Source organism: Pseudoxanthomonas winnipegensis, assembly GCF_030322905.1.
Taxonomy (GTDB): Bacteria; Pseudomonadota; Gammaproteobacteria; order Xanthomonadales; family Xanthomonadaceae; genus Pseudoxanthomonas_A; species Pseudoxanthomonas_A winnipegensis.
On record NZ_CP095475.1, the window covers coordinates 1284179 to 1309329 of the forward strand.

Annotated in this window: 18 protein-coding genes; 10 read left to right on the plus strand and 8 right to left on the minus strand. The window is 71.0% G+C overall.

Annotated elements, in window-relative coordinates; all coding sequences use genetic code 11:
- The first annotated feature begins 8 nt into the window (after window positions 1-8).
- The 3 genes from purF to MWN52_RS05625 are packed head-to-tail and all read left to right on the plus strand — an operon-like array spanning window position 9 to window position 2800.
- Window positions 9-1478 (plus strand): amidophosphoribosyltransferase, encoded by a 1470-nt coding sequence (gene purF, locus MWN52_RS05615; RefSeq protein ID WP_130523444.1) that lies wholly within the window; start codon window positions 9-11, stop codon window positions 1476-1478.
- Between the two features lie 15 nt (window positions 1479-1493).
- A complete protein-coding gene (locus tag MWN52_RS05620; protein ID WP_286576966.1) occupies window positions 1494-1982 on the plus strand; it encodes a T6SS immunity protein Tdi1 domain-containing protein in 489 nt (162 codons plus the stop codon).
- Window positions 1979-2800, plus strand: a complete 822-nt coding sequence (locus MWN52_RS05625) for a ferritin-like domain-containing protein (RefSeq protein ID WP_286576968.1) — start codon at window positions 1979-1981, stop codon at window positions 2798-2800. The genes MWN52_RS05620 and MWN52_RS05625 overlap by 4 nt, the downstream gene beginning before the upstream one ends.
- Window positions 2801-3016: 216 nt before the next feature.
- On the opposite strand, the gene lpxH is transcribed toward MWN52_RS05625, so the two are convergent.
- Window positions 3017-3760 carry a UDP-2,3-diacylglucosamine diphosphatase gene (gene lpxH / locus MWN52_RS05630; RefSeq protein WP_286576969.1) on the minus strand — a complete coding sequence of 248 codons (744 nt, stop codon included), beginning with the start codon at window positions 3758-3760 and terminating at the stop codon, window positions 3017-3019.
- Window positions 3761-3842: 82 nt separating this feature from the next.
- On the opposite strand from lpxH, the gene gltX reads away from it, so the two are divergent.
- Window positions 3843-5249, plus strand: a complete 1407-nt coding sequence (gene gltX, locus MWN52_RS05635) for a glutamate--tRNA ligase (protein ID WP_286576970.1) — start codon at window positions 3843-3845, stop codon at window positions 5247-5249.
- A 20-nt stretch (window positions 5250-5269) separates the two neighbouring features.
- Window positions 5270-5764 carry a transcriptional repressor gene (locus tag MWN52_RS05640; protein ID WP_130516090.1) on the plus strand — a complete coding sequence of 165 codons (495 nt, stop codon included), beginning with the start codon at window positions 5270-5272 and terminating at the stop codon, window positions 5762-5764.
- 652 nt (window positions 5765-6416) lie between these two features.
- Here the strand turns inward: MWN52_RS05640 and MWN52_RS05645 are convergent.
- The 3 genes from MWN52_RS05645 to MWN52_RS05655 form a co-directional block, all read right to left on the minus strand.
- Complete coding sequence (locus MWN52_RS05645) at window positions 6417-7646, minus strand: MFS transporter (protein WP_286576972.1); 1230 nt, start codon at window positions 7644-7646, stop codon at window positions 6417-6419.
- Window positions 7643-8083, minus strand: a complete 441-nt coding sequence (locus MWN52_RS05650) for a MarR family winged helix-turn-helix transcriptional regulator (RefSeq protein ID WP_228257773.1) — start codon at window positions 8081-8083, stop codon at window positions 7643-7645. Before MWN52_RS05650 ends, MWN52_RS05645 begins: the two co-directional genes overlap by 4 nt.
- Window positions 8084-8402: 319 nt before the next feature.
- The gene (locus MWN52_RS05655) at window positions 8403-10460 is read right to left on the minus strand and encodes a TonB-dependent receptor (RefSeq protein ID WP_286576974.1); all 2058 of its coding nucleotides are present in this window, start codon (window positions 10458-10460) and stop codon (window positions 8403-8405) included.
- Between the two features lie 99 nt (window positions 10461-10559).
- Here MWN52_RS05655 and MWN52_RS05660 point away from each other — a divergent pair, with 99 nt between their 5' ends.
- Together MWN52_RS05660 and MWN52_RS05665 are read left to right on the plus strand one after the other, a co-directional pair.
- Window positions 10560-10967: a MerC domain-containing protein gene (locus MWN52_RS05660; protein WP_130516096.1), complete on the plus strand. Its 408-nt coding sequence runs from the start codon at window positions 10560-10562 to the stop codon at window positions 10965-10967.
- Between the two features lie 122 nt (window positions 10968-11089).
- Window positions 11090-11257, plus strand: coding sequence for a 30S ribosomal protein THX (locus MWN52_RS05665; protein ID WP_130516098.1), 168 nt, complete (start codon window positions 11090-11092; stop codon window positions 11255-11257).
- Window positions 11258-11784: 527 nt separating this feature from the next.
- On the opposite strand, the gene MWN52_RS05670 is transcribed toward MWN52_RS05665, so the two are convergent.
- From MWN52_RS05670 to MWN52_RS05685, 4 genes are all read right to left on the minus strand, one after another.
- The gene (locus tag MWN52_RS05670; RefSeq protein ID WP_286576976.1) at window positions 11785-12165 is read right to left on the minus strand and encodes a VOC family protein; all 381 of its coding nucleotides are present in this window, start codon (window positions 12163-12165) and stop codon (window positions 11785-11787) included.
- Window positions 12166-12328: 163 nt separating this feature from the next.
- Complete coding sequence (locus tag MWN52_RS05675; RefSeq protein WP_130519810.1) at window positions 12329-12841, minus strand: methylated-DNA--[protein]-cysteine S-methyltransferase; 513 nt, start codon at window positions 12839-12841, stop codon at window positions 12329-12331.
- Complete coding sequence (locus MWN52_RS05680; RefSeq protein WP_286576980.1) at window positions 12838-14370, minus strand: DNA-3-methyladenine glycosylase 2; 1533 nt, start codon at window positions 14368-14370, stop codon at window positions 12838-12840. Before MWN52_RS05680 ends, MWN52_RS05675 begins: the two co-directional genes overlap by 4 nt.
- A gap of 26 nt (window positions 14371-14396) precedes the next feature.
- Complete coding sequence (locus MWN52_RS05685; protein ID WP_286576982.1) at window positions 14397-15644, minus strand: alkaline phosphatase family protein; 1248 nt, start codon at window positions 15642-15644, stop codon at window positions 14397-14399.
- Between the two features lie 189 nt (window positions 15645-15833).
- Here MWN52_RS05685 and MWN52_RS05690 point away from each other — a divergent pair, with 189 nt between their 5' ends.
- From MWN52_RS05690 to MWN52_RS05700, 3 genes are all read left to right on the plus strand, one after another.
- On the plus strand, window positions 15834-16013 hold the full coding sequence (locus MWN52_RS05690) for a CsbD family protein (RefSeq protein ID WP_130519816.1): 180 nt from the start codon (window positions 15834-15836) through the stop codon (window positions 16011-16013).
- A gap of 263 nt (window positions 16014-16276) precedes the next feature.
- Window positions 16277-24928 (plus strand): GH36-type glycosyl hydrolase domain-containing protein, encoded by an 8652-nt coding sequence (locus tag MWN52_RS05695; protein WP_345783509.1) that lies wholly within the window; start codon window positions 16277-16279, stop codon window positions 24926-24928.
- The gene (locus tag MWN52_RS05700) at window positions 24925-25149 is read left to right on the plus strand and encodes a hypothetical protein (protein WP_131658437.1); all 225 of its coding nucleotides are present in this window, start codon (window positions 24925-24927) and stop codon (window positions 25147-25149) included. Before MWN52_RS05695 ends, MWN52_RS05700 begins: the two co-directional genes overlap by 4 nt.
- Window positions 25150-25151: the final 2 nt, after the last annotated feature.

Consider the following 25151-nt stretch of genomic DNA (forward strand, 5'->3'; position numbering starts at 1 on the left):
GAACACCCATGTGCGGCATCGTCGGAATCGTCGGTACCCAGAACGTCGCTGGCCAGCTCTATGACGGCCTGACAGTGCTGCAGCACCGCGGCCAGGATGCCGCCGGCATCGCCACGGCCAACGGCACCCGCCTGCGCGTGCAGAAGGCCAACGGCCTGGTGCGCGATGTGTTCGACGAAAAGCGCATGGCCGTGCTGGAAGGGCGCGTGGGCATCGCCCACTGCCGCTATCCGACCGCCGGTTCGGAGGGCATGGACGAGGCGCAGCCGTTCTACGTCAACTCGCCCTACGGCATCGCCCTGGCGCACAACGGCAACCTGACCAACACCGAGGCGCTGCGCCAGCAGGTGTTCGAGGCCGATCGCCGCAACATCAACACCGACTCGGACAGCGAGGTGCTGCTGAACGTGTTCGCCCACGAGCTGGACGCCCAGCGCATGCTCACCCCCGAGGCCGCGATCCGCGCGGTGGCCGGCGTGCACCGGCGCTGCCGCGGCGGCTACGCGGTGGTCAGCGTGGTGCTGGGCCTGGGCCTGGTGGCCTTCCGCGACCCGCACGGCATCCGCCCGCTGGTGCTGGGCAAGCGCGAGAGCGTGGAGGGCGACGAATACATCGTGGCCTCCGAATCGGCGGTGCTGGACATCCTGGGCTTCGCGCGCGTGCGCGACGTGCGCCCGGGCGAGGCGCTGGTGGTCACCGCGCGCGGCGAGCTGTTCTCCGAGATCTGCGCGACCAGCACCGAGCACGCGCCGTGCATCTTCGAGTACGTGTACTTCGCCCGGCCCGATTCGATGATCGACAACGTCTCGGTGCACAAGGCGCGCATGCGCATGGGCATGAAGCTGGGCGAGAAGATCCTGCGCCTGCGGCCCGACCACGACATCGACACCATCATCCCGATCCCCGACACCTCGCGCGACGCGGCGCTGGAGATCTCCAACGTGCTGGGGGTGAAATACCGCGAGGGCTTCGTCAAGAACCGCTACGTCGGCCGCACCTTCATCATGCCGGGGCAGGGCGAGCGCACCAAGTCCGTGCGCCGCAAGCTCAACCCGATCCATCTGGAATTCCGCAACCGCGTGGTGCTGCTGGTCGACGACTCGATCGTGCGCGGCACCACCAGCCGCCAGATCGTGCAGATGGCGCGCGACGCCGGCGCGCGCAAGGTCTACTTGGCCAGCGCCGCGCCGCCGGTGCGCCATCCCAACATCTACGGCATCGACATGCCGGCCGCCGAGGAGCTGGTCGCCCACGGCCGCACCGAGCAGGAGATCGAGGAATTCCTCGGCTGCGACTGGCTGATCTACCAGGACCTGGACGATCTGGAAACGGCCGTGCGCGAGGGCAACCCGCAGCTCAAGCGCTTCGATTCCTCGTGCTTCGACGGCGACTACGTGACCGGCATCGAGCCGGGCTACTTCGAGCGCATCCAGCAGCTGCGCTCGGACGAGGCCAAGCGCAAGCGCCGCGCAGTCTGAGGCTGCCTCGCGTCGATGGCGATCACCCTGGAAGACCTGTGCGTGGCGCTGGGCGAGGACATCGACCGCGCCACGCTGCTGACCGACTGGGATTGGCTGACCGGCGGCGGCATGCAGCCGCTGATGCTCAGCTTGGCCGGCGATGCCTTCGTGCAGGCCCGGCAGGAACAGGCCGTGTATTTCCTGGACTGCGTCGACGGCGTGCTGGAGAAGGTCGCCGACGATCTGCCTGAGTTCCTGCAGCGGCTGGGCGATGCCGAGTTCGTCGCGCACTGCTTCCGCTTCGACCTGGTCGCGCCGCGGCTGCGCGCCGGCGAGGCGCTCGCCGCGGGCCAGGTCTGGGCCTTCCGCCTGCCGCCGGTCCTGGGCGGCGTGCGCAGCAGCGAGGCGCTGGAGCCGACCGATCTGAAGGCCTATCTGTCGCTGACCGGACAGCTGCACGCGCAGGTCGCCTCGTTGCCGCCGGGCGTGACCGTCGACGATCTCTCCCACGCGCTCGAATGAGCGCGGCGGTCGCGAGCCCCGCGCGCGAGCTGTTCGCCGCGGCGCGCCAGTGCCTGGACGCGGCCGATCCGGCCGAGAAGGTCGCCCTGACCCAGCGCTACGCGGCGGCCTTCGCGCGCGGCGAGCTGCCGCTGCCCGAGGACGCGCCGCCGCCCGATCCGATCCGCATGCCCGGCCGCCCGCCGCGACCGCGGCTGGTGCATCCGCGCGAAGTGCCCAAGCGCGGCCTGGGCAGCGTGGAGGGGCGCGCAGCCTTCGTCCATGCCATCGCCCATATCGAACTCAACGCCATCGACCTGGGCTGGGACGCGGTCTACCGCTTCCGTGGCCTGCCGGCTGCGTTCTACGCCGACTGGGTGGGCGTGGCCCACGACGAGTCGCGCCACTTCATGCTGCTGCGCACGCGGCTGCAGGCGCTGGGCTACGACTACGGCGACTTCGACGCCCATCACGGCCTGTGGGAAATGTGCGAGAAGACCGCCAACGACGGCCTGGCGCGCATGGCCCTGGTGCCGCGCGTGCTGGAGGCGCGTGGGCTCGACGTCACCCCGGGCATGATCGCCAAGCTGCGCGCGCTGGGCGATGCGCAGACCGTCGCGATCCTGGAGCTGATCCTGCGCGAGGAAGTGGCGCACGTGGCGGCCGGTTCGCGCTGGTACCGCTGGTACTGCGCCCGCGAGGGCGTTGAGCCGCGCGCGCGCTTCCGCGAGCTGTTGCGCCATTACGCCGGCGGCTACCTGCGCGGGCCGTTCAATCTGGAGGCCCGCCTGCAGGCCGGCTTCGACGAGGACGAGCTGGCGGCGCTGGAAGCGCCCTGAGCCCGAGCGCGTTGGGGAAATGCGATGGAGTGAGGCCTCCCTGTAGAGCGGAGCTTGCTCCGCTGGAGCTTTCCTCAAGAACTGAACGAAGAGCAGCGGAGCTCGCTCCGTTGGAGCCTCCCCCACGAACCGAACGAAGAGCAGCGGAGCAAGCTCCGCTCTACAGGCAGGCCGCCGAGATTTGTGGGGACAGTTGCTCCCCGCCAGGCTTTGCCGCTATTGCACCGGCAGCGACTGCAGGTCGTAGCCCTGCGGCGTCACCCGCAGCACCGAGCCCTGCTCGTACCAGTCGCCCAGCACGATGCGGGTGCAGGCCTTCCCGTCGACGGTGAGTTCGTGCACGGCCGGGCGATGGGTGTGGCCATGGATCATGCGCGTCAGGCCGTAGCGCACGAAGCTGGTCTCGACCTCGGCCGGGGTGACGTCGGTCAGCGTCTCGAACTTGGCGCTGTCGTGCTTCATGCCGCCCTGGTGCGTGGCGCTGGCCGCACGGGCCTGCGCGGCGAAGGCGATGCGCGCGGCCAGCGGCTGGGCCAGCATATGCGCCTGCCAGGCCGGATTGCGGGTCTGCGCGCGCACCTGCTGGTAGGCCACGTCCGAGGTGCACAGCAGATCGCCGTGCAGCAGCAGCACCGGCTCGCCGTAGAGTTCGACCACGGCCGGGTCGGGCAGCAGGCGCATGCCGCAGCGTTCGGCGTAGTCCTGGCCGAGCAGGAAGTCGCGGTTGCCGTGGATGAAGAACACCGCCACGCCCGCCTCGCTGACCGCGCGCAGCCCCTGGGCGACCTGGGTGGCCAGCTCGGACGGGTCGTCGTCGCCCACCCAGGCCTCGAACAGGTCGCCCAGGATGTACAGCGCCTCGGCCTGCAGCGCCTCCTGGCGCAGGAACCGCAGGAACAGGTGGGTGATGGCCGGACGGCTGGCGTCCAGGTGCAGATCGGAGATGAACAGCGTGGTCATCGTCGCATGATACCGGCCCGGCCGCGTGGCGCCGGGTAAAATGCCGGCCATTCCCCGTTCGCACGTTCCCCTTGGGCTCTTCATGACCTGCCGTACCCGCTTCGCCCCCAGTCCCACCGGCTATCTGCACATCGGCGGCGCGCGCACCGCGCTGTACTGCTGGCTGGAGGCGCGCCACCGCGGCGGGCAGTTCGTGCTGCGCATCGAAGACACCGACCGCGAGCGCAGCACGCAGGCGGCCATCGACGCGATCCTGGAGGCGATGGACTGGCTGGGCCTGGACTACGACGAGGGCCCGGTCTACCAGACCCAGCGCATCGCACGCTACCAGGAGGTGGCCGAGCAACTGCTGGCGCAGGGCAAGGCCTACTACGCCTACGAGACGCGCGAGGAGCTCGACGCCATGCGCGAGGCCGCCATGGCCAGGCAGGAAAAGCCGCGCTACAACGGCGCCGCGCGCGAGCTGAATCTGCCGTACCGCGACGATCCCAACCGCGTGATCCGCTTCAAGAACCCGCTCGAGGGCAGCGTGGTGTTCGACGACCTGATCAAGGGCCGCATCGAGATCGCCAATGCCGAGCTGGACGACATGGTGATCTTCCGCCCGGACGGCTACCCGACCTACAACTTCGCCGTGGTGGTGGACGACTGGGACATGGGCATCACCGAGGTCATCCGCGGCGACGACCACATCAACAACACCCCGCGCCAGATCAACATCTACCAGGCGCTGGGCGCGCCGGTGCCGAAGTTCGCGCACATGCCGATGATCCTGGACGAGCAGGGCGCCAAGCTGTCCAAGCGCACCGGCGCGGCCGACGTGATGCAGTACAAGGACGCCGGCTACCTGCCGCACGCGCTGATCAACTACCTGGCGCGACTGGGCTGGTCGCATGGCGATCAGGAGCTGTTCTCGCGCCAGGAGCTGATCGAGCTGTTCGACGTCAAGGACGTCAACTCCAAGGCCGCCCGCCTGGACATGGCCAAGCTGGGCTGGGTCAACCAGCACTACCTCAAGACCGACGCGCCGGAGACCATCGCCCCGCAGCTGGTGTACCAGCTGGAGAAGCTGGGCGTGGACCTGGCCGCCGGCCCGGCGCCGGTGGACGTGGTGATCGCCCTGCGCGAGCGCGTGCAGACCCTGAAGGAGATGGCCGAGAAGGCCGTGGTCTGGTACCAGCCGCTGACCGAATACGACGAGGCCGCCGTGGCCAAGCACCTCAAGCCCGCCGCCGCCGCGCCGCTGGCCAAGGCGCGTGAGCTGCTGGCGGCGCTGGGCGAGTGGCAGGTCGAGTCGGTCTCGGCCGCGCTGCACGAGGCCGCCGCCGCCCTGGAGCTGGGCATGGGCAAGGTCGCCCAGCCGCTGCGCGTGGCCATCACCGGCACCCAGGTCAGCCCGGACATTTCCCATACCGTGTACCTGGCCGGCCGCGAGCAGGCCTTGAAACGCATCGACGCGGCGCTTATCAAGACCGCGCAAGCCGACTGATCCCGTAAGGAACGAGCCCCATGGCCGCCGCCAAGCCCGCCTGCATCGCGCCCCATCATCATGTGCACAACGCCGAAGGCTTCGTGCATGCGGTCGAGCACGCCTGCGGCGAGCGCGGCCTGCGCCTGACGCCGATCCGGGCGCGCGTGCTGCGCCTGATCGCCGAGGCCGGCAAGCCGATCAAGGCCTACGAGCTGCTCGACCTGGTGCGCGCCTCCAAGGGCGTGGGCGCCGATGCGCCGCCCACGGTGTACCGCGCGCTGGATTTCCTGATGGCCAACGGCTTCGTGCACAAGCTCGAGTCGGTCAACGCCTTCGTCGCCTGCCACCACCCCAACAGCGCCGCGCATTCGGTGCCGTTCCTGATCTGCGACCGCTGCCATTCGGCGGTGGAGCTGGAGGATCGGGTGGTGGTGGATCAGCTGGAGGCGCGGGCCAAGGCGCTGGGGTTTCAGCCGCAGGCGCAGACGCTGGAAGTGCATGGCTTGTGTGCGCGGTGCGCGGAGGCGCAGTAGTTCGCTTCACTTGTGTTGGGGGCTTGCGGTTCGCGGGCTTTTCTTTATAAGCGACGGCTTTTAAAGCTTCTGGAGCAAGAGCTTTCGTGCGGCTTCGCCGCCCGACCTACCTTTCTTTGCTTGTGCAAAGAAAGGTAGGCCAAAGAAAGCACACCCCGGCGGTCGGCTTTTCGCTGCGCGAAAAGTCCGCTCCGGCCGCCGGGAATTTTTGGAAGGGACATCCATGTCCCTTCCAAAAACGACGCGCGTCCTGCGCGTCGCCCTTCGGGTTTGACCCGTCGTCCTCCGCCCGACCTCAAGGGGGGTTAGGGCAACAGCAGAATCAAGAACCAAAGCAAAAGCCAAAGCACAACGGCTTCGGCTGTTGTGGTTGCTTTTGCTTTGGACTTTCAGACCCCCGTGAGGCACGGCGGAGGGGCGAGGACAAGACCCGCAGGGCGCCGCACAGGGATGTGCGGCGTTTTCCGAGGGGACAGGATGTCCCCTTGGAAAATCCCTCGCCCCGGAGCGGACCTGCGCGCAGCGCAGGCGTGCCGCCCGGGGCGTGTTTCTTTGCCTACCTTTCTTTGCACGAGCAAAGAAAGTAGGTCGGGCCGCGAAGCGGCACGAAAGCTTTTGCTTTAAACCACAGCAAGAAGCGCATGGTCGAGCCTCACGCCAGCGCTGGTCGAGCTTCCAAAGCCCGTTCCCGGATCGGCAGATTCGCCACCGCCGCCACGAGCGCCAGCGCCATGTCCGCGTACCACATCCACGCGTAGCTGCCCGAGCGCTCCAGCGCCACGCCGCCCAGCCAGGCGCCGAAGAAGCCGCCGATCTGGTGCGAGAGCAGGGTCAGGCCGAACAGCGTGCCCAGGTAGCGCGGTCCGAAGCGCTTGCCGATGATGCCGGCCGTGGGCGGCACGGTCGCCAGCCAGGTGAAGCCCAGCGCCGCGGCGAAGAGATAGAAGGTCATCGGCGTGGGCGGCGAGATCAGGTACAGCGCGATCAGCAGGGCGCGGCTGCCGTACATCGCGGCCAGCACGTACTTCATCGGCATGCGCTGGCCGAGCGCGCCGGCGGTCAGGCTGCCGGCGACGTTGAACAGGCCGATCAGGGCGATCGAGGTGCCGGCCACGCTGGGCGAGAGGCCGCACAGCGCCACTTCGCCCGGCAGGTGCGTGACCAGGAAGGCGATGTGCACTCCACAGGTGAAGAAGCCCAGATGCAGCAGCCAGTAGCTGCGGTCGTGCAGGGCGAGGCGCAGCTGTTCGCGCAGGGTCAGGTGGGCGGCCACGGCGGCGTGGGCGATGGCCGCGGCCGGGTCGCCCCGGCGTGGCTTCAGCAGCGGGGCGATCAGCGGCAGCGTCAGCAGCGAGGCGAAGGCCAGGCCGAACATGGCCGCCGACCAGCTGGCCACGCTGATGCCCAGCGTCACCAGCGGCGCGAAGAGGAACTGCCCCAGCGAGCCGCCGGCGTTGATGACGCCGGAGGCGAAGGAGCGCCTGGCCGCCGGGATGTGCCGGGCGGTGGCGCCGATCAGAATCGAGAAACTGCCGGCCCCCGCGCCGGCCGCCGCCATCAGCCCCAGGCTGAGGATCAGGCCGGCCTGGCTGGTCATGAACGGGGTCAGCGCGCAGCCGGCGGCCATCAGCAGGCCGCCGAACACCAGCACGCGCGCCGGGCCGTGGCGGTCGGCGATCGCGCCGAACACCGGCTGCACCGCGCCCCACACCAGCTGCCCGATCGCCAGCGCGAAGCTGATCGAGGCGATGCCGATCCCGGTGCTGGCGGCGATGGGTTTGACGAACAGGCCCGTGGTCTGGCGCACGCCCATGGTCAGCAGCAGCATCGTCGAGGCCACCGCCAGCAGCAGCCACGGTGTGCGCGGGGCGGTCGTGCTCATGCGGCCTCCCGCAGCGGACGCAGCGCCGCATGCAGGGCATCCAGGTCGTCGTTGAGGCGCCGCATCGGGCCGGCGCCGAACAGCGCGGTCATCTGCGCCTGGGCCTGCTGCCACAGCGGGATCGCCTGGGCGATGGCGCGCTCGCCCTTGGGCGTGAGTTGGATCAGGCGCTGGCGCGCGTCTTCGCCGCGCGCCTCGCGCAGCAGGCCACGGGCGAGCAGCGGCCTGAGGTTACGGGTGAGCGTGCTGCGGTCCATGCCGCAGACCTCGGCCAGCTCGCCCAGCGTGCGCGTGCCCTTCTGCGCGCGGCGCAGGATGGAGTATTCGTTGAGGCTCAGGCCGATCGCCGCCAGGGCGCGGTCATAGAGCTGCGAGGCCTGGCGCGCGGCGCGGCGCAGCCGGAAGCAGGTGCAGGCGGTGTCCGGGGGCAGGGGCATGACGTGGCTCCGGTGGGTGTCGGTCCGCATGATGCATGCATATGCACGCATTCTGGAATCCGACTTTCCGCAACGCCGGATTCCACGCGCATACGGGTCTGGCGACGTCGCGCCAGCGCCGCTGGCGGATCAGGCCCTTACCCAAGCGACCTCAGTCCCGCTTGTGATGCGCGCAAAAAAAAACGGGCCGGAAGACAGGGGAACGTCTTCCGGCCCGCAATCCCGTGCGGCAGCGCGGGGGAGAGAGCAGATAGGTCGCGCACCGGGTGCGCTTGTAGCGCGCGCCTCTCCGGTGGGAGAGGACGCGCGCCGGGTTGGATCAGAAGAACACGCGCACGCCGAAGGTGCCGTTGCGCCCGGGCAGCATCACATCGTCCTTGAGGAAGGAGGTGTGCACGCGCGCGTCTTGGTCGAGCAGGTTGTTGCCGTCCAGGAACACTTCCCACGCGGTCGAGCCGGTGTCGATGTGGTAGGCCAGGTGGGCATCGACCATGGTGTAGCCGGCGGTCTCGGTCTCGTTGGCGCCCAGCTTGTCCTGCTTCATGTAGCGCGTGGCGCCCAGCGAGGCGCGCCAGTTGGTGGCCTGCCAGCGCAGCTGCGCACCGAAACGGCCCGGCGGGATGCGCGGCACGTTGCCGCCGTCGTTCAGACGGGCGCGCACGGTGTCGCCGAACACGTGCAGATCCCAGTCGCCGGCGGTGTCGGACTTGGCCAGGTGGAAATCGGCCTCGCCCTCGAAGCCGTGGAAGGTCGCATCGGCCTGAGTCCACTGGCGGATCGGCAGGTAGTCGTCGTCCTCCTCGTGGTACCACTGGCCGCCGGTATCGGCCACGTAGATGAAGTTGTTGTAGCGGTTGTAGTAGGCCGAGACCTTGGCATCCATCCAGTCGTTGCTGTACTGCAGGCCCAGCTCGGCCTGGTTGGCCTTTTCCTTGTCCAGGGTCGCATCGCCGATCTCATAGGCCAGCGTGGCGATGTGCGGGCCATCGGCGAACAGCTCCTCTTCCACCGGCGCGCGCTCGGAGTGGTCCAGGTTGGCGGTCAGGCGCCAGCCTTCGGCCAGGCCGAAGCCGAAGCTGGCCGAGAAGCTGGCCGGCTTGAAGTCGGGCGACAGGCCGGTGTCGGTCTCGTACTTGACCCGGTCGATGCGCGCGCCCAGCTCGGTGGAGAAGCGGCCCCAGGCGTTCTTGGTCACCGCGAACAGGCCGACCGACTTGGTGTCGGTCTTGGGCACGAAGGATTCCTCGCCCACGGCGCGGAAGGTGCTGTCGGTGCCCTGCAGGCCGATCGCGCTCTGCCAGCCGCTGTCGGCGCTGAAGGTCGCTTCCACGCGGCCCTCGTTGGCGCGCTTGAAGAAGCTGGTGCCGACTTCCTCGCCCTCGAACTCGGTGTGGTCGTAGCGGGTGTGCGAGAAGCTGTAGCGCAGGCCGCTGCCGGCGCCCCAGGGATCGTTGAGGCCGCCCTTCACGTCGAAGCGGTCCTGGTGCAGCTCCAGGTGCACGCCGCGCTCGCCCTGGGCCAGGTCGCCCGGCTCGCCGGGGTTGCCGTAGCTGTCGTTGAAGCGCGAGATCGACGCACCAAAGAAACCCCAGTCACCGGACAGCGAAGCGCCGAACGAGCCGGTCTTGGTGTCCTGGAAGGTGTTGGCCTGCGGCCCCTTGGGCGTGTCGTAGTCCTTGGCGTTGCGGTAGACGCCGTCGGCGTGGATCGACAGGCCGCCGTTGCCGGCGTCGATGCGCGCCATGCTGGTCTGGCCGTCCTTGTCGCCGAAGTCCACGCGCGTCTCGGCGCGGCCGGTGACGCCCTGTACCGGCGTCTCGGCGATGCGGCCGTCGACCACGTTCACCGCGCCGCCGATGGCGCCGTTGCCGTAGAGCAGGGTGGACGGGCCCTTGAGCACCTCGATCTGGTCGGCCAGGAAGGGCTCGATCGCCGGGGAGTGGTCCTGGCTCACGGTGGACACGTCCTGGGTGATCATGCCGTCGGACATCACCGCCACGCGCGGGCCGTCCAGGCCGCGCATGATCGGCCGGCCCACGCCGGGGCCGAAGTTGGACGACTGCACGCCGGGGATGCCCTGCAGGGTCTCGCCCAGGCTGGAGGCGCGTGCCTCGTCGAGCCGCTCGCCGGCCAGCACGTTGACCGGCTGGCTCAGGTCGTCGGCGGCGCTGCGGAACGGGTCGGCGGTCACCTTGATCGCGTCCAGGTCCTTGGCATGCAGATGCTCGGCACGGCCGTGGCGGCTGTCGCTGGACGGGGCGGTGGCCGCCTCCTGGGCATGGGCGCCGAAGCCGATCAGGGCCAGGCCGAGGGCGGCGGCGAGCGGGGCGCGTGACAGCGCGGACACACCGGCGCTGCGGAAGGAAGATCGCGTCATAAATGGCAACTTCTGGGGAGGGAGGTCATCAGGAAACATTAACGTTATAATATATCGACATCAACTCGGTGCCTGGCCCGAAAGTCATACTCCACCCGCATGAGCTCTCCCTTCCGTTCCTGGCTGGACCGCATCGGCGCCACCGGCTCCCTGGTCTGCGCCGTGCACTGCGCGGTGCTGCCGCTATTGATCGCACTGCTGCCGGCGCTGGGGCTGTCGGCCTGGCTGGGCGAGGGCTTCGAGCGGATCTTCGTGGTGTTCGCTTCGTTGCTGGGGGTGTTCAGTCTGGCCGCGGGCTATCGCCGGCATCGGGTGCTGCGCGCGCTGGGCGTGCTGCTGGTCGGGCTGGCGGTGCTGTGGGTCGCGGTGCTGTACCCGCCGCTGCATCACAGTCTGGTGCCGCATGCGGTGGCCATGACCTTCGGCGGCACGCTGGTGGGCGTGGCGCATCTGGTGAATCTGCGGCTGAACCACGGCCACGTCCACGACGCGCGCTGCGCGCACTGAGGGCCTGGCCGGCCTGTGGTGCCCCGCGAGGCTGTGGTAGCCTCTCCGGCCCTGCGCGCCGGCCTTCACGTCGGCCGCGCACCCGCCGCAACCGGCGGGCCACCAACACGAGGAGTACGCAGATGGGCAAGGGTGATCGCAAAACCGCCAAGGGCAAGCGCTACAACGCCAGCTATGGCAATTCGCGCAAGCACGGCGCCGCCGTCGCCGCGCCGGTGACCGCCAAGTCGGTCGCCAAGTCGCCGGCCAAGAAGGCCGTGGCGAAGAAGACGGTGGCCAAGGCCGGCTGATCGCCGCCTTCCATCGCTCTGCAGACAGAAGCGCGGCGCCTTTGGGCGCCGCGTTTTCTTTTGGGTTTTCGGCTGGAGTGCGAGGTCGGTGAAGCGGACTTCGCCGGCCAGCCCGACCCGGTCAGGCGTGGTTTCTCGGCTCGGTCTGCCGACACCGGGATGGGAAAGGACTGACGGCGCCGCATGTTTCGGTGGGAGCAACTGTCTCTCAGTTCAAGCTGCGGCCTTGTTGTAGAGCGGAGCTTGCTCCGCTGGGGCTTTTCCCATGAACCGAACGAAGAGCAGCGGAGCAAGCTCCGCTCTACAGGTGGGAGCCGCTAAGGCGGCGATGAAGCTTTACCGGGCAGTGGCCGCGCCTAGCGAGGCAGGAGCCGAGCGCCCGCGTCAGGGCAGGATGCCCTGATCGAGGGAGAAGCGGCCACTGCCCGCCGGACCGCTGCCCCTTCCGAAGTCGAGAAGCTCGCGCACGAAGATGCACGGAGAGCCCTCGATCAGGAGAAGAGCCCCTTCCGCTCCCGCTTCAGCCGCTAAAGCCGCTGGCCGACGTCGATGCGGTTGCCGTCCGGGTCGGCGAAGACGAAGCCGCGCAGCCCATAGTCCGCATCGCGCAGCGCCTTGATGATGCGGATGTCGGCCTGCTGCAGATGCGCGTAGAGCCCGGCCGCGTCGTCGACCAGCAGATGCGCCAGGTTGCGCGGGTCCGGCTTGTGCGACCGGTCCAGGGACAGGTGCAGCTCCGCCGCGTCCTTCTTGAGGATCACGAAGCCCACCGGGGTGCCGTTCTCGAAGGTCTTGGCGAAGCCCATGACGCCGACGTAGAACGCCAGCGCCCGCGCGATGTCGGCGACCGGCAGCGTCGGGGCGATCCGGCCGAAGGCGAAGGGGTGCGGGGATGAGGTCAGGGACATGTATTGAACTCCAGCTCGATCGCGCAGCGGCCAGGGGCGGGGCGGTGCCCGGGGGGCTGGCGTGCGCGCAGGAGCGGAGCGGTGTCCGCAGGCAGGCGCATGGTAGCGCGCCGCGCGTGGCGATCCATGGCCCGCCTGCGAGACGGCCGGCAGGCGCGCCTGGTCAGTTGAACAGGCCGGCGCGCTGCGGCACGGGCGGCAGCGCGCCCTCCAGCTGCAGCAGGAACTGCTTGGTCGGCAGGCCGCCGCCGAAGCCGGTCAGCGCGCCGTCGGCGCCGATCACCCGATGGCAGGGCAGCACGATCGGCAGCGGGTTGCGGCCGTTGGCCGCGCCGACCGCGCGGCTGGCGCCGGGGCGACCGACGCGCTGGGCCAGCTGCGCGTAGCTCCAGGTGGCGCCGAAGGGGATCTGCGCCAGCGCCAGCCAGACCTGGCGCTGGAAGGCGGTGCCGTGCGGCGCCAGCGGCAGGTCGAAGGCCTGCAGGCGCCCGGCGAAATAGGCGTCGAGCTGGGCCTGGGCCTCGCGCAGCAGCGGATGATCGCCCTGTTCCCAGGCTTCCAGCCGCTTGACCGGGTGCCGGTTCTCCGGGAACTCGATGCCGTGCAGGCCGGCATCGCTGGCGGCCACGCGCAGCGGGCCGACCGGGCTGGGGAAGTGGCGTTCGAAGATGGTCATGGCAGGTCCTTGGCAGGGCGTTCGGGCGATCGGAGGGGCGTGGCCGGCATGGCGTCCTTCCACAGGTGCAGCACGGCGTAGCCGCGCCAGGGGCGCCAGGCCTGTGCATGCGCGGCCAGCGCACGCGCGCTCAGGCGCGTGCCGTCGTTGGGCAGGGCCCGCTGCAGCACCAGGTCCTCGGCCGGGAAGGCGTCGGGATGGCCGAGCCCGCGCAGCGCCAGGTAGTGCGCGGTCCACGGGCCGATGCCGGGCAGGGCGACCCAGCGCGCGACGAAGTCGTCCAGCGGCGCGTCCGGGCGGAAGTCCACGCGCCCGTCCAGCACCGCCCGCGCCACCGTGCGCACCGTGGCCGCGCGCGCCTGGGTCAGGCCGATCGCGGTGAGATCGGCGTCGGCCAGCGCCTCGGGCGTGGGGAACAGATGTGTGTGGGCCTCGCTGTGCAGCGGCTCGGGCAGCGGCGCGCCGAAGGCCTGCGCCAGCCGGGCGGTGAAGGTGCGCGCGGCGGCCACGCTGACCTGCTGGCCGATCACCGCGCGCACCGCGATCTCGAAGCCGTCCCAGCCGCTGGGAATGCGCAGGCCGGGCCTTCGCTCGAGCAGCGGCGCCAGGCGCGGGTCGTGGCCCAGCGCCGCGGCGATCGCCTGCGGATCGGCGTCCAGGTCGAACATGCGCCGCAGCCGCGCGACCACGCCCAGCATCCGCGCCGGCGCGATCCGCTGCAGTTCCAGCCGCAGCGCGTGTTCGCCGCGCGGCCAGGCGCTGACGCGCAGCCAGCCGGGGGACTCGATCGGGCCGACCACGCGCGCATAGGAGATCGCATCGACATGCTCCACGCCCGGCAGCGCGCGCCCGCGCAGGAAGTCGAGCATCGCGCCGAAGTCGTACGGCGGGCGATAGCCCAGGCGCAGCACCAGAGTCTCGTCGGCCGCCGCCGGCACCTCGCGCTTGCGCAGCTCGCGCGGGGCCATGCGATAGGCCTCCTTGAACACGGTGTTGAAGCGCCGCAGGCTGCCGAAGCCGGCGGCCATGGCCACGTCGGTGATCGGCAGGGCGGTCTCGGTCAGCAGCTGCTTGGCGAACAGCAGCCGGCGCGTGGCGTGCACGCCCAGCGGCGAGGTGCCCAGGCGATCGGCGAACAGCCGCCGCAGCTGGCGTTCGCTCAAGGCCAGGCGCTGCGCCAGCGCCGACAGCGGGGCATCGGTCAGCAGGCCGGCGTCGATCAGCTTGAGCGCGCGCGCCACCGCATCGTCGCCGCGGCGCCAGGCGCCGTGCTCGGGCGACAGCTCGGGCCGGCAGCGCAGACAGGGGCGGTAGCCGGCGGCCTCGGCCGCGGCGGCGGACGGGAAGTAGCTGACGTTCTCGCGCCGCGGCGGCGGCGCCGGGCACACCGGGCGGCAATAGATCCCGGTGCTGGACACGGCGGTGAAGAACAGCCCGTCGAAGCGCGCATCGCGGCTCAGGCGGGCGCGTTCGCACAGGGCGGCATCGGGCAGGGGCGAGGTCATGGCCGGCAGGCTAGCACCGGCCATGCGGCCCTACTGGCCGTTTTCGGACATCAATGCGCGGGCGGCTGCAGCCCTGCCTGCAGCGGCGCCAGCGTGCCGTCATTGGGCTGGGGCGGCACCTGCAGCAGGCGCGCCAGCAGCGGATAGACATCGACGTTGTCGAACGCCGGCAGCACCACGCCGCGCCGGAACGCCGGGCCGTGGGCGATGAAGATGGCGCGCATCGACTCCAGCGCCGGGTCGTAGCCGTGCGAGCCGCGGTCGTGGCCGAGCAGGCGGCGGCGCGCGGCCTGTTCGGCCGGCAGGGCGTCCCAGCCCTCGTCCATCTGGCACACGATCGGCGGGATGCGCGCGTTGCTGCCGTAGTGCCAGCGCGCCGGCAGTTCGCCCTTGCGCCAGCAGGTGTAGGGCGGATGGCGGCCGAGCAGTCGGGCCTCGACCGCCGCCTCGAAGCCCGGGTTGGGCTGCACGCCGACCACCTGGCCGACAGACACCACCACTGCCTCCTGCTTGCTGACCATGTCCTCCACCGCGACCACATGCTCGGGGGCGACGGTGGCCATGCCGTGGTCGGAGACGATCACGATGTTGGTGCGCTCCAGCTGGCTGTGGGCCCGCAGCGTGTCCAGCAGCGCGCCCACGGCCGCGTCCACACGGCGCAGGGCCTCGCGCACCTGCGGCGAATCGGGGCCGTGGTTGTGGCCCTCCTCGTCCACGTCCTCCATGTACAGCGCGGCCAGCGCCGGCCGCGCTTGGACCGGTCCGGTCAGCCATCCGGCCACGTCGGCGGCGCGGGTGGCGGCCGGGATGGCGGTATCGAACAGGCGGTATTCGTTGGGGCGCACGCCGCCGATGGGCGCGCTGCTGCCGGGCCACGCCCAGATCGCGGTCTTCAGGCCGTGCTGTTCGGCCGTGACCCAGATCGGCGTGGCCTCGCTCCACCAGCGCGCATCCCCGGTGGCCTGGGTGTCGGCGACCTTGAATTCGCCCAGGCCTGCCTCGCGCATGGAGTTGTGGATCACGCCGTGGTGGTCCGGGCGCTGGCCGGTGACCAGGGTGTAGTGGTTGGGGAAGGTCAGCGTCGGGTACGAGGGCGTCATCCACTGCGCGCGCACGCCGTCGCGCGCCAGCGCGTCCAGGTGCGGCGTGTCGCCCCGGCCCAGGTAACTGGCGCGCAGGGCGTCGATGGAGATCAGCAGGACCGGGTCGGGGGACGCGGGCCGGGTCGGCGCGGAGGCGCAGGCCGACAGCAGCAACAGGCCGGCCAGCCACGCGGCCCGAAAAGCAGAGGAAAACATGCGGGACACAGGCGATGAGGGGCCTTCGAGCTTGGCAGAAAGCCATGACCGGCGCACGGCGGACCGGTGCCGCACGCCGATCCATCGGTGCGCGTGAAGGCGTCCGTGCACTTCTTTCACTCCTGCATTGCGCGCACGGGTCTACACGGTCTGCGCCACATGTGTGGCGAGCTCGAGCGAGTACGCACGATGGACAAGAATCGCGTGGAAGGTGCCAAGCACCAGGTCAAGGGCGGCCTGAAGGAAGCTGCCGGCAAGCTGACCGGCAACAAGACCAAGGAAGCGGCCGGCAAGCTGGAGAAGAACGCCGGCAAGGTCCAGCAGGACGTGGGCAAGGCGGCAGACGCGGCCCGTCGCCCCAAGCACTGAGTGCGGGCAGGCCCGACGCGTCCGCCACGGGGCGATCACGCGTGCTGGCGTATCAGCTGACAGGCCGAGGCATTCGCTTCGGCCTGTTTGTCTTTGGCTCCCTGCCCAGGGCGTGGGCGGGGGATCAAGGATCTCCGGAAGGCGCTCGGTCTCTTCAAGGCAGCGGTCGCGCATCGTTGCCCGGCAAGAGGTGCGCGCCTTCCTTCCACTGATCAACGGGATGTCAGATGCGTGCAGGGTGGCGGCGGCGGGGCAGGAGGATCTTGAGGCGGTTGCTGGCGCGTTGGCGGCAGCGCCACCGCGACGCGGTCCGCACCGCCACGCCCGAGCCGCCGCTGCGCGCCCAGCTGTTCAACGCCACCCAGATGGAACAGCTGGGCCGGCGCCTGTCCCAGCAGCACACGCTGCAGGCCGGGCAGGGCCCGGAGCGGATGCTGGCGCGGCTGGCCGAGAACGGCGCGGTGCTGGAGGGCGCGGTCCAGGCCCTGGACGCCTTCGCCCGCGACAAGCTGCCGATGGTGCCGGCCGGCGAATGGCTGCTGGACAACTACTACCTGATCGACGAGCAGGTGCGGCTGGCGCGGCGCCACCTGCCCAGCGGCTACAGCCGGGCGCTGCCGGCGCTGGCCAGCGGGCCGTCGGCCGGCCTGCCGCGGGTCTACGACCTGGCCATGCAGGCGGTGTCGCACGGTGATGGCCAGGTCGATGCGGAGACCCTGGAGCGCCTGGTCAAGGGCTACCAGCAGGAACAGGCGCTGAGCATCGGCGAGCTGTGGGCGGTGCCGATCATGCTGCGCCTGGCGGTGATCGAGAACCTGCGCCGCATCGCCGCGCGCATCACCCGCGACGTCGGCGATCACCGCCTTGCCCAGGCCTGGGCCAAGCGCATGGCCGAAGCCGCCCAGCGCGCGCCCAAGGACGTGGTGCTGGTGCTGGCCGACATGCTGCGCTCGCAGCCGCCGGTGCGCGGGGCCTTCGTGTCCGAACTGCTGCGCCACCTGCGCGGCGGCAACTTCGCCACGCACATGCCGATCGACTGGCTGGAGCAGTGGGTGGCCGAGAGCGGGCGCTCGCTCGAAGCCGTGGTCCAGCGCGAAAGCATCCGCCAGGCCGCGGCGCAGGCTTCGATCCGCAACAGCATCGGCAGCCTGCGCTTCATCACCAGCATGGACTGGCGCGGCTTCGTCGAGCGCTGCAGCGTGATCGAACACCTGCTGCGCCAGGATCCGGACGGCACCTATCCGGCCATGGACTTCGCCAGCCGCGACCAGTACCGGCGCGTGGTCGAGACCGTGGCCCGGCGCGCCGGGCGGCCGGAAGGCGAGATCGCGGCGATGGTGCTGGAACGCGCACGCGCGGCCGCGGCCGGTGCGCCCGAGGGCCATGGCCATGTCGGCTGGTGGCTGCTGGGCGACGGCGCGCGCGAGATCGCGCGCACGCTGGCCGGCCGCGGCTGGCGCCGGCTGCTGCCCGATGTACGGCCGGTGCCGCTGCTGGCCTACGTCGGGCCGATCGCGGTGTTCGCCGCGCTGTTCGCCGCCGGCCTGCTTGCCAGCACCCTGGCCCCGTCCGTGCCGGCCTGGGGCTGGGTGGCCGGCGCGGCGGTGCTGGCGCTGCTGGCCTTCAGCGAACTGGGCGTGGCGCTGGTCAACTGGACCGCGAGCAACCTGGCGACGCCGCATCCGCTGCCCAGCCTGGATTACCAGGCCGGCATCCCGGCGCAGGCGCGCACGCTGGTGATCGTGCCCTCGATGATCCCCGACACCGAGGCGGTCGATGAACTGGTCGATGCGCTGGAGGTGCGGTTCCTGGCCAACCGCGGGCCGCATCTGCACTTCGGCCTGCTGACCGACTTCGCCGATGCCGCGCAGGAACACCTGCCCCAGGATGCGACCGTGCTGGCCCATGCCCAGGCGCGCATCGCCGCGCTCAACGCACGCCACGGGCAGGGCCGCGATGCGGCCGAAGGCGAGCTGTTCTACCTGTTCCACCGCCCGCGCCAGTGGAATCCGCACGAGGGCCGCTGGATGGGCCTGGAGCGCAAGCGCGGCAAGCTGGCCGCGCTCAACGCGCTGCTGCGCGAGGGCGACACCGCGCCGTTCAGCTGCATCGTCGGGCGCACCGAGGTGCTGCGCGGGGTGCGCTATGTCATCACCCTGGATGCCGACACTCAGCTGCCGCTGGAGTCCGCGCGCGCGCTGGTGGGCACCATGGCCCATCCGCTCAACCGGCCGGTGGTCGTTCCGTACACGCGCACGGTGGTGCGCGGCTACGGCATCCTGCAGCCTGGCCTGGGCAGCGCGATGGCGCTGCGTTCGCGCTATGCGCGCATGTTCGGCAGCGAGGCGGGCATCGACCCGTATACGCGCACCATTTCCGATGTGTACCAGGACCTGTTCGCCGAGGGCTCGTTCGTCGGCAAGGGCATCTACGAGGTCGAGGCGTTCGAACAGGTGCTGGCCGGGCGCATGCCCGACAACGCCATCCTCAGCCACGACTTGCTGGAAGGCTGCTACGCGCGCGCCGGGCTGGTCAGCCAGGTGCGCCTGTACGAGGACTATCCCGAGCGCTATTTCGCCGATGCCAAGCGCCGCCAGCGCTGGGTGCGCGGCGACTGGCAGCTGCTGCCGTGGCTGCTGCCGCGCGTGCCGACCGCACGCGGCTGGGAGCGCAGCCCGCTGTCCTGGCTCTCGCGCGGCAAGCTGGCCGACAACCTGCGCCGCAGCCTGGTGCCGATCGCCGCGCTGACCCTGCTGGTGGCCGGTTGGTGCGTGGTGCCCGCGCCGTTGGTGTGGACGCTGTGGCTGCTGTGCCCGTGGTGGCTACCGCCGCTGCTGGCGGCGCTGCGCGATGCGCTGGCCGGCCCGGGCGAGCTGCCGCTGGATGCGCACCTGTCGCTGCTGCGCACGCGCACCCTGCGCGAGCTGCGGCGGGCGGCGGTGACCTTCGCCTGCCTGCCGCACCAGGCCGGCAGCAACGCGCTGGCGATCGTGCGCACGCTGTGGCGCCTGGCCGTTTCGCGCCGGCACCTGCTGCAGTGGAACGTCTCGCGCGATGTCGAGCGCAGCGTGCGCGGCGAGATGCCGGAAGTGGCGCTGATGTGGCCGGTGACGGTGTTCGCCGTGGTGGTGCTGGCGGCCGTGGCGCTGCTGCAGCCGTGGGCGCTGCCGGCGGCCGTGCCGTGCCTGGCGCTGTGGGCGGCCTCACCCTGGCTGATGGGCTGGCTGGGCCGGCGCCCGCCGGCGGCCTCGACCCATCTGGACGACGCGCAGCGCCGCTTCCTGGGCCAGCTGGCGCGGCGCACCTGGGCGTTCTTCGAGACCTGGGTCGGCCCGCAGGAGCACTGGCTGCCGCCGGACAACCTGCAGGAACATCCGGCGCAGGTGCTGGCCAGGCGCACCTCGCCCACCAACATCGGCCTGTCGCTGCTGGCCAACCTCTCGGCCTGGGACCTGGGCTATCTGCAGCTGCCCGGCGTGCTGACACGCGTGCGCGGCGCGCTGGACACGCTGGGCCGGCTGGAACGCCATCGCGGCCACCTCTACAACTGGTACACCACCGACACACTGCGCCCGCTGGCGCCGCGCTACGTGTCCACCGTGGACAGCGGCAATCTCACCGGCCATCTGCTCACCCTGCGCCAGGGCCTGCTGCAGCTGGCCGATGCGCCGCTGCTGGCGCCCAAGACCTTCGACGGCCTGGCCGACACCTTGGGCGCGCTGCAAGACGATGCCCAGCGCGCCGGTCTGGGCGAGGCGCTGGCCGCCCCGCTGCAGGCCTTCGCAGACGCGCTGCAGCCGCTGCGCACCGGTGAGCAAGCGTCTGCGCCGCAGGTCCGCACACTGCTCGAACGCGCGCATGCGCTGGACGAGGCGGCCACGCAGGCCGCCCTGCCGCGTGCGCCCATCGACTGGCCGGCGCGCCTGCTGGAGGCCTGCCAGTCCGCGCTGGCGATGCTGGAGCAGGCCGGCCCCCTGCCGGCCGGCGAGCACGCCGTGCCGGCCACGCTGCGCGCGCTGGCCGATGCCGAGCCCGGCGGTCTCGCGGCGCGCCAGCTGGACGAGCTGGAAGCGTTGGCCGAACTGGCCGCGCGGCACGCCGAGCAGGACTACCGCTTCCTCTACGACCCGGCGCAGCGAATGCTGTCGATCGGCTACAACGTCGATGAGAGCCGCCTGGACGCGGGCTTCTACGACCTGCTGGCCTCCGAGGCGCGGCTGGGCTGCTTCGTTGCCATCGCCCAGGGCCAGCTGCCGCAGGAGAGCTGGTTCGCCCTGGGTCGGCTGCTGACCGAGGGCGGCGGCGAGCCGGTGCTGGTGTCCTGGAGCGGCTCGATGTTCGAGTACCTGATGCCGCAGCTGGTGATGCCCAGCTACCCCGGCTCGCTGCTCGACCAGACCGCGCACGGCGTGGTCCAGGCGCAGATCGAATACGGCCAGGCGCGGCAGATCCCCTGGGGCGTGTCCGAGTCCGGCTACAACGCGGTGGACGTGAACATGAACTACCAGTACCGCGCCTTCGGCGTGCCGGGACTGGGGCTCAAGCGCGGCCTGGCGCAGGACGCGGTGATCGCGCCCTACGCCACGGTGATGGCGCTGATGGTGAATCCGCCGGCGGCGCTGGAGAACCTGCAGGCGATGGCCGCGCAGGGCTTCTCCGGCGCGTTCGGCATGTACGAGGCGGTGGACTACACGGCCGAGCGCCTGCCGCGCGGCGAACGCCACGTGGTGATCCGCTCCTACATGGCCCATCACCAGGGCATGGCGCTGCTGTCGCTGGACCATCTGCTGGTCGAACAGCCGATGCAGAAGCGCTTCGCCGCCGATCCGGCGCTGCGCGCGGCCCTGCTGCTGCTGCAGGAACGCATGCCCGCCGCCGGGGTGGTGCCGGCGCACGAGTCCGAGGCGCCCAGCCCGGCCGACGGCGCGGCGGCCGCGGCCGGCCCGCAGCTGCGCATCCTGCGCGATCCCGACGGCCCGCGCCCGGAGGTGCAGCTGCTGTCCAACGGGCGCTACCACGCCATGCTCACCGTGGCCGGCGGCGGCTATACGCGCCTGGAAGGCACCGCGCTCACCCGCTGGCGCGAGGATCCCACGCGCGATGCCTACGGCAGCTTCTGCTATCTGCGCGATGCCGAATCGGGCGAGTACTGGTCGGCCGCGTATCAGCCCACCTGCGTGCGCACCCAGCACTTCGAGGCGATCTTCTCCCAGGCCAAGGCCGAGTTTCGCGTGCGCCACCGCGGCATCGACAGCCATCTGGAGATCGCCGTGTCGGCCGAGGACGACATCGAGCTGCGCCGCCTGCGGCTGAAGAACCGCGCGCGCCATCCGCGCACCGTCGAGGTCACCACCTATGCCGAGGTCGTGCTGCAGGCGCCGCGCGCCGACGAGGCGCACCCGGCCTTCGGCAACCTGTTCGTGCAGACCCGCATCCTGGCGGCCAAGCAGGCCATCGTCTGCCGGCGCCGCGCGCGCGAGGCCGGCGAGCGGCCGCCGCAGCTGCTGCATCTGGTGGCCGCGCACGACTGCGACATCGAACAGATCTCCTACGAGACCGACCGCGCCCGCTTCATCGGCCGCGGGCGCAGCGCGGCGCGGCCGCTGGCGATGGAGCGCCTGGCGCTGGACAACAGCGAAGGCTCGGTGCTCGACCCGATCGTCGCCATCCGCGTGCGCATCACCCTGCAGCCCGGCCAGCAGGCGCTGCTCGACCTGGTCACCGGCGTGGGCGAGGACGAGGCCGCCTGCGATGCGCTGATCGAGAAGTACCGCGACCGGCGCCTGGCCGACCGCGTGTTCGACCTGGCCTGGACCCACAGTCAGGTCGTGCACCGCCAGATCAACGCGCACGAGGCCGACGTGCAGGTCTACGAGCGCCTGGCCGCGCTGGTGCTGCAGCCCGACCCGGTGCTGCGCGCCGACGCGGACACCCTGCGCCAGAACCGACGCGCCCAGCCGGCGCTGTGGGCGCAGGCGATCTCCGGCGATCTGCCGATCGTGCTGCTGCAGGTCTCCGACGTGGACCATCTGCCGCTGGTCGAACAGGTCGTGCAGGCGCACCAGTACTGGCGCCTGAAGGGCCTGGAGACCGACCTGGTGGTCTGGAACGAGAGCCAGGCCGGCTACCGCCAGCAGCTGCAGGAGCAGATCCTGGCGCTGCTGGCGCGCGACCAGCGCGCCGAGGTGCTGGAGCGGCGCGGCGGCATCTTCGTGCGTGCCGTGCAGCAGCTGGGCCAGGAAGACCGCGTGCTGCTGCTGTCGGTGGCGCGCGTGGTGCTGACCGACCGCGCCGGCACCCTGGCCGAGCAGGTCGATCGCCTGCCGGTGCTGGAGCGCGAGCCGCCCGCGCCGCTGCCGGCGGCGCCGCCGCGACCGGCCGCCTGGCGGGCGGGCGAGGGCGCCGTGGCCGGGCTGCCGCCCGCGGTGCAGACCGATCCGGCCGACGAGGATCCCTGGCCGTTCGAGCCGCTGCAGGCCGGGCCGCTGCAGTTCGACAACGGCACCGGCGGCTTCAGCGCCGATGGCCGCGAGTACGTGATCACCGTGGCGCCCGGCCGGCCGACGCCGGCGCCGTGGTCCAACCTGCTGGCCAACCCGGTGCTGGGCGCGGTGGTGACCGAATCCGGCGCCGGCTACAGCTGGGGCGAGAACGCCCACGAATACCGCCTCACGCCCTGGGACAACGACCCGGTGTGCGACAGCAGCGGCGAGGCGTTCTACCTGCGCGACGAGGACAGCGGCCATCTGTGGTCGCCCACGCCGCTGCCGTGCCCGGGCAGCGGCGCGTACCGGGTGCGCCATGGCTTCGGCTACAGCGTGTTCGAGCACGTCGAGGACGGCATCCACAGCGAGCTGTGGCTGTACGTGGATGCGGAGCTGGCGGTGAAGTACAGCGTGCTCAGGCTGCGCAACCTGTCCGGCCGCGCGCGCCGGCTCAGCGCCACCGGCTATGTCGAATGCGTGCTGGCCGACCTGCGCAGCCGCTCTCAGATGCATCTGATCACCGACGTGGACATCGCCAGCGGCGTGCTCACCGCGCGCAATCCGTTCAACGGCGATTTCGAGGGGCGCTGCGCGTTCTTCGACGTCGATGCCGGGGTCAATCCGGAAGACGGCACGCTGCTGCGTCAGTTCACCGCCGACCGGCTCGAGTTCCTGGGCCGCAACGGCAGCCTGGCCGCGCCGGCCGGGCTGCGGCGCGAGGGGCTGTCGGGCCGCTTTGGTCCCGGACTGGACGCCTGCGCCGCGCTGCAGGTGCCGATCGCGCTGGAGGCCGGCGGCAGCTTCGAGACCACCTTCCGGCTGGGCATGGCGGCCGATGCCGGCGCCACGCTCGAGCTGGCGCGGCGCACCCGCGGCGCCGGCGCGGCGCACGATGCGCTGGACCGCGTGCGCATCCACTGGCGCGGCGTGCTGGGCGGCATCCGGGTCAACACGCCCGATCCGGCCTTCGACCTGCTGGTCAACGGCTGGCTGCTCTATCAGGTGATCGCCAGCCGCTACTTCGGCCGCAGCGGCTTCTACCAGTCCGGCGGCGCCTGGGGCTTCCGCGACCAGCTGCAGGACTGCATGGCCATGGTCCACGCCCTGCCGCAGGTCACCCGCGAACACCTGCTGCGCGCGGCCGCCCAGCAGTTCCCGCAGGGCGATGCCATGCACTGGTGGCATCCGCCGACCGGACGCGGCGTGCGCACGCGCTGCTCGGACGACTACCTGTGGCTGCCGCTGGCGACCTGTCGCTATCTGGACGTCACCCAGGACTGGGGCGTGCTGGAGGCGCGCGCGCGCTTCGTCGAGGGCCGCCTGGTCAACGACGACGAGGAGTCCTACTACGACCTGCCGGTGGTCTCGGCCGGCGATGCCAGCCTGTACGAACACTGCGTGCTGGCGCTGCGCCGCGGCTGTCGCCTGCTCGGCGAGCGTGGCCTGCCGCTGATGGGCACCGGCGACTGGAACGACGGCATGAACAAGGTCGGCGAGCACGGTCGCGGCGAGAGCGTGTGGCTGGGCTTCTTCCTGATCCACGTGCTCAAGGCCTTCGTCCCGGTGGCGCAGCGGCGCGGGGAGAACGCGTTCGCGGACTGGTGCCAGGCGCAGGCCGACACGCTGGCCGCGCGCATCGAGGAGCACGCCTGGGACGGCGGCTGGTACCGGCGCGCGTGGTTCGACGACGGCACGCCGCTGGGCTCGGCGCAGGCGCAGGAATGCCGGATCGATTCGATCTCGCAGAGCTGGGCGGTGCTGTCCGGCGCCGGCCAGGCCCAGCGCGTGCAGCAGGCGATGACCGCGCTGGACACGCATCTGGTCAAGCCCGAGGCGGGCATCATCCAGCTGCTGGATCCGCCGTTCGACCGCCACGGCCCGGACCCGGGCTATATCCGCGGCTACGTGCCCGGCGTGCGCGAGAACGGCGGCCAGTACACCCACGCCGCGGTGTGGACGGTGATGGCCTTCGCCGAGCTGGGTCAGGTCGAACGCGCCTGGCAGCTGCTGGAGATGATCAACCCCATCCACCACGCGCGCGATGCGCAAGGCGTGGCGCGCTACCGGGTCGAGCCCTATGTCATGGCCGCCGACGTCTACGCCGTGGGCGACCACGCCGGCAGCGGCGGCTGGACCTGGTACACCGGCTCGGCCGGCTGGATGTACCGGCTGCTGCTCGAATCGCTGCTGGGTTTGCGGCGCGAAGGCGAGATGCTGATGCTGGAACCGCGCGTGCCGGCCGGCTGGGAGACCTTCAGCCTGCAGTACGCCGCAGGCCAGGCCACCTACGCCATCACGGTGCGTTACGGGGAGGCGGCCGCACCGTCGCTGTCGGTGGACGGCGTGCGCCAGCCGGGCAATCGTTTCGCGCTGCACGACGACGGCGCGGTCCACCAGGTGCAGATCGATCTGCCGGGAGGTTCGTCATGACCCTGACACGCCAGGCGCTGGACGCCGCACTGGATCGGCTGGAACGCGACGTGGCCGAGTGGGTCACGCATCTGCGCGAGCCGCGCATCTTCCGCAAGCAGTTCGATGCGCTGTGCGCGGACATCGTGTCCCAGGCCTCGCCTGAGGATGCGGAACACGCGCAGGGCCGCATCCGCGTCATCCTTGCCCGCCACGCGCCGGGAAGCGAACGCCAGGCCTGATG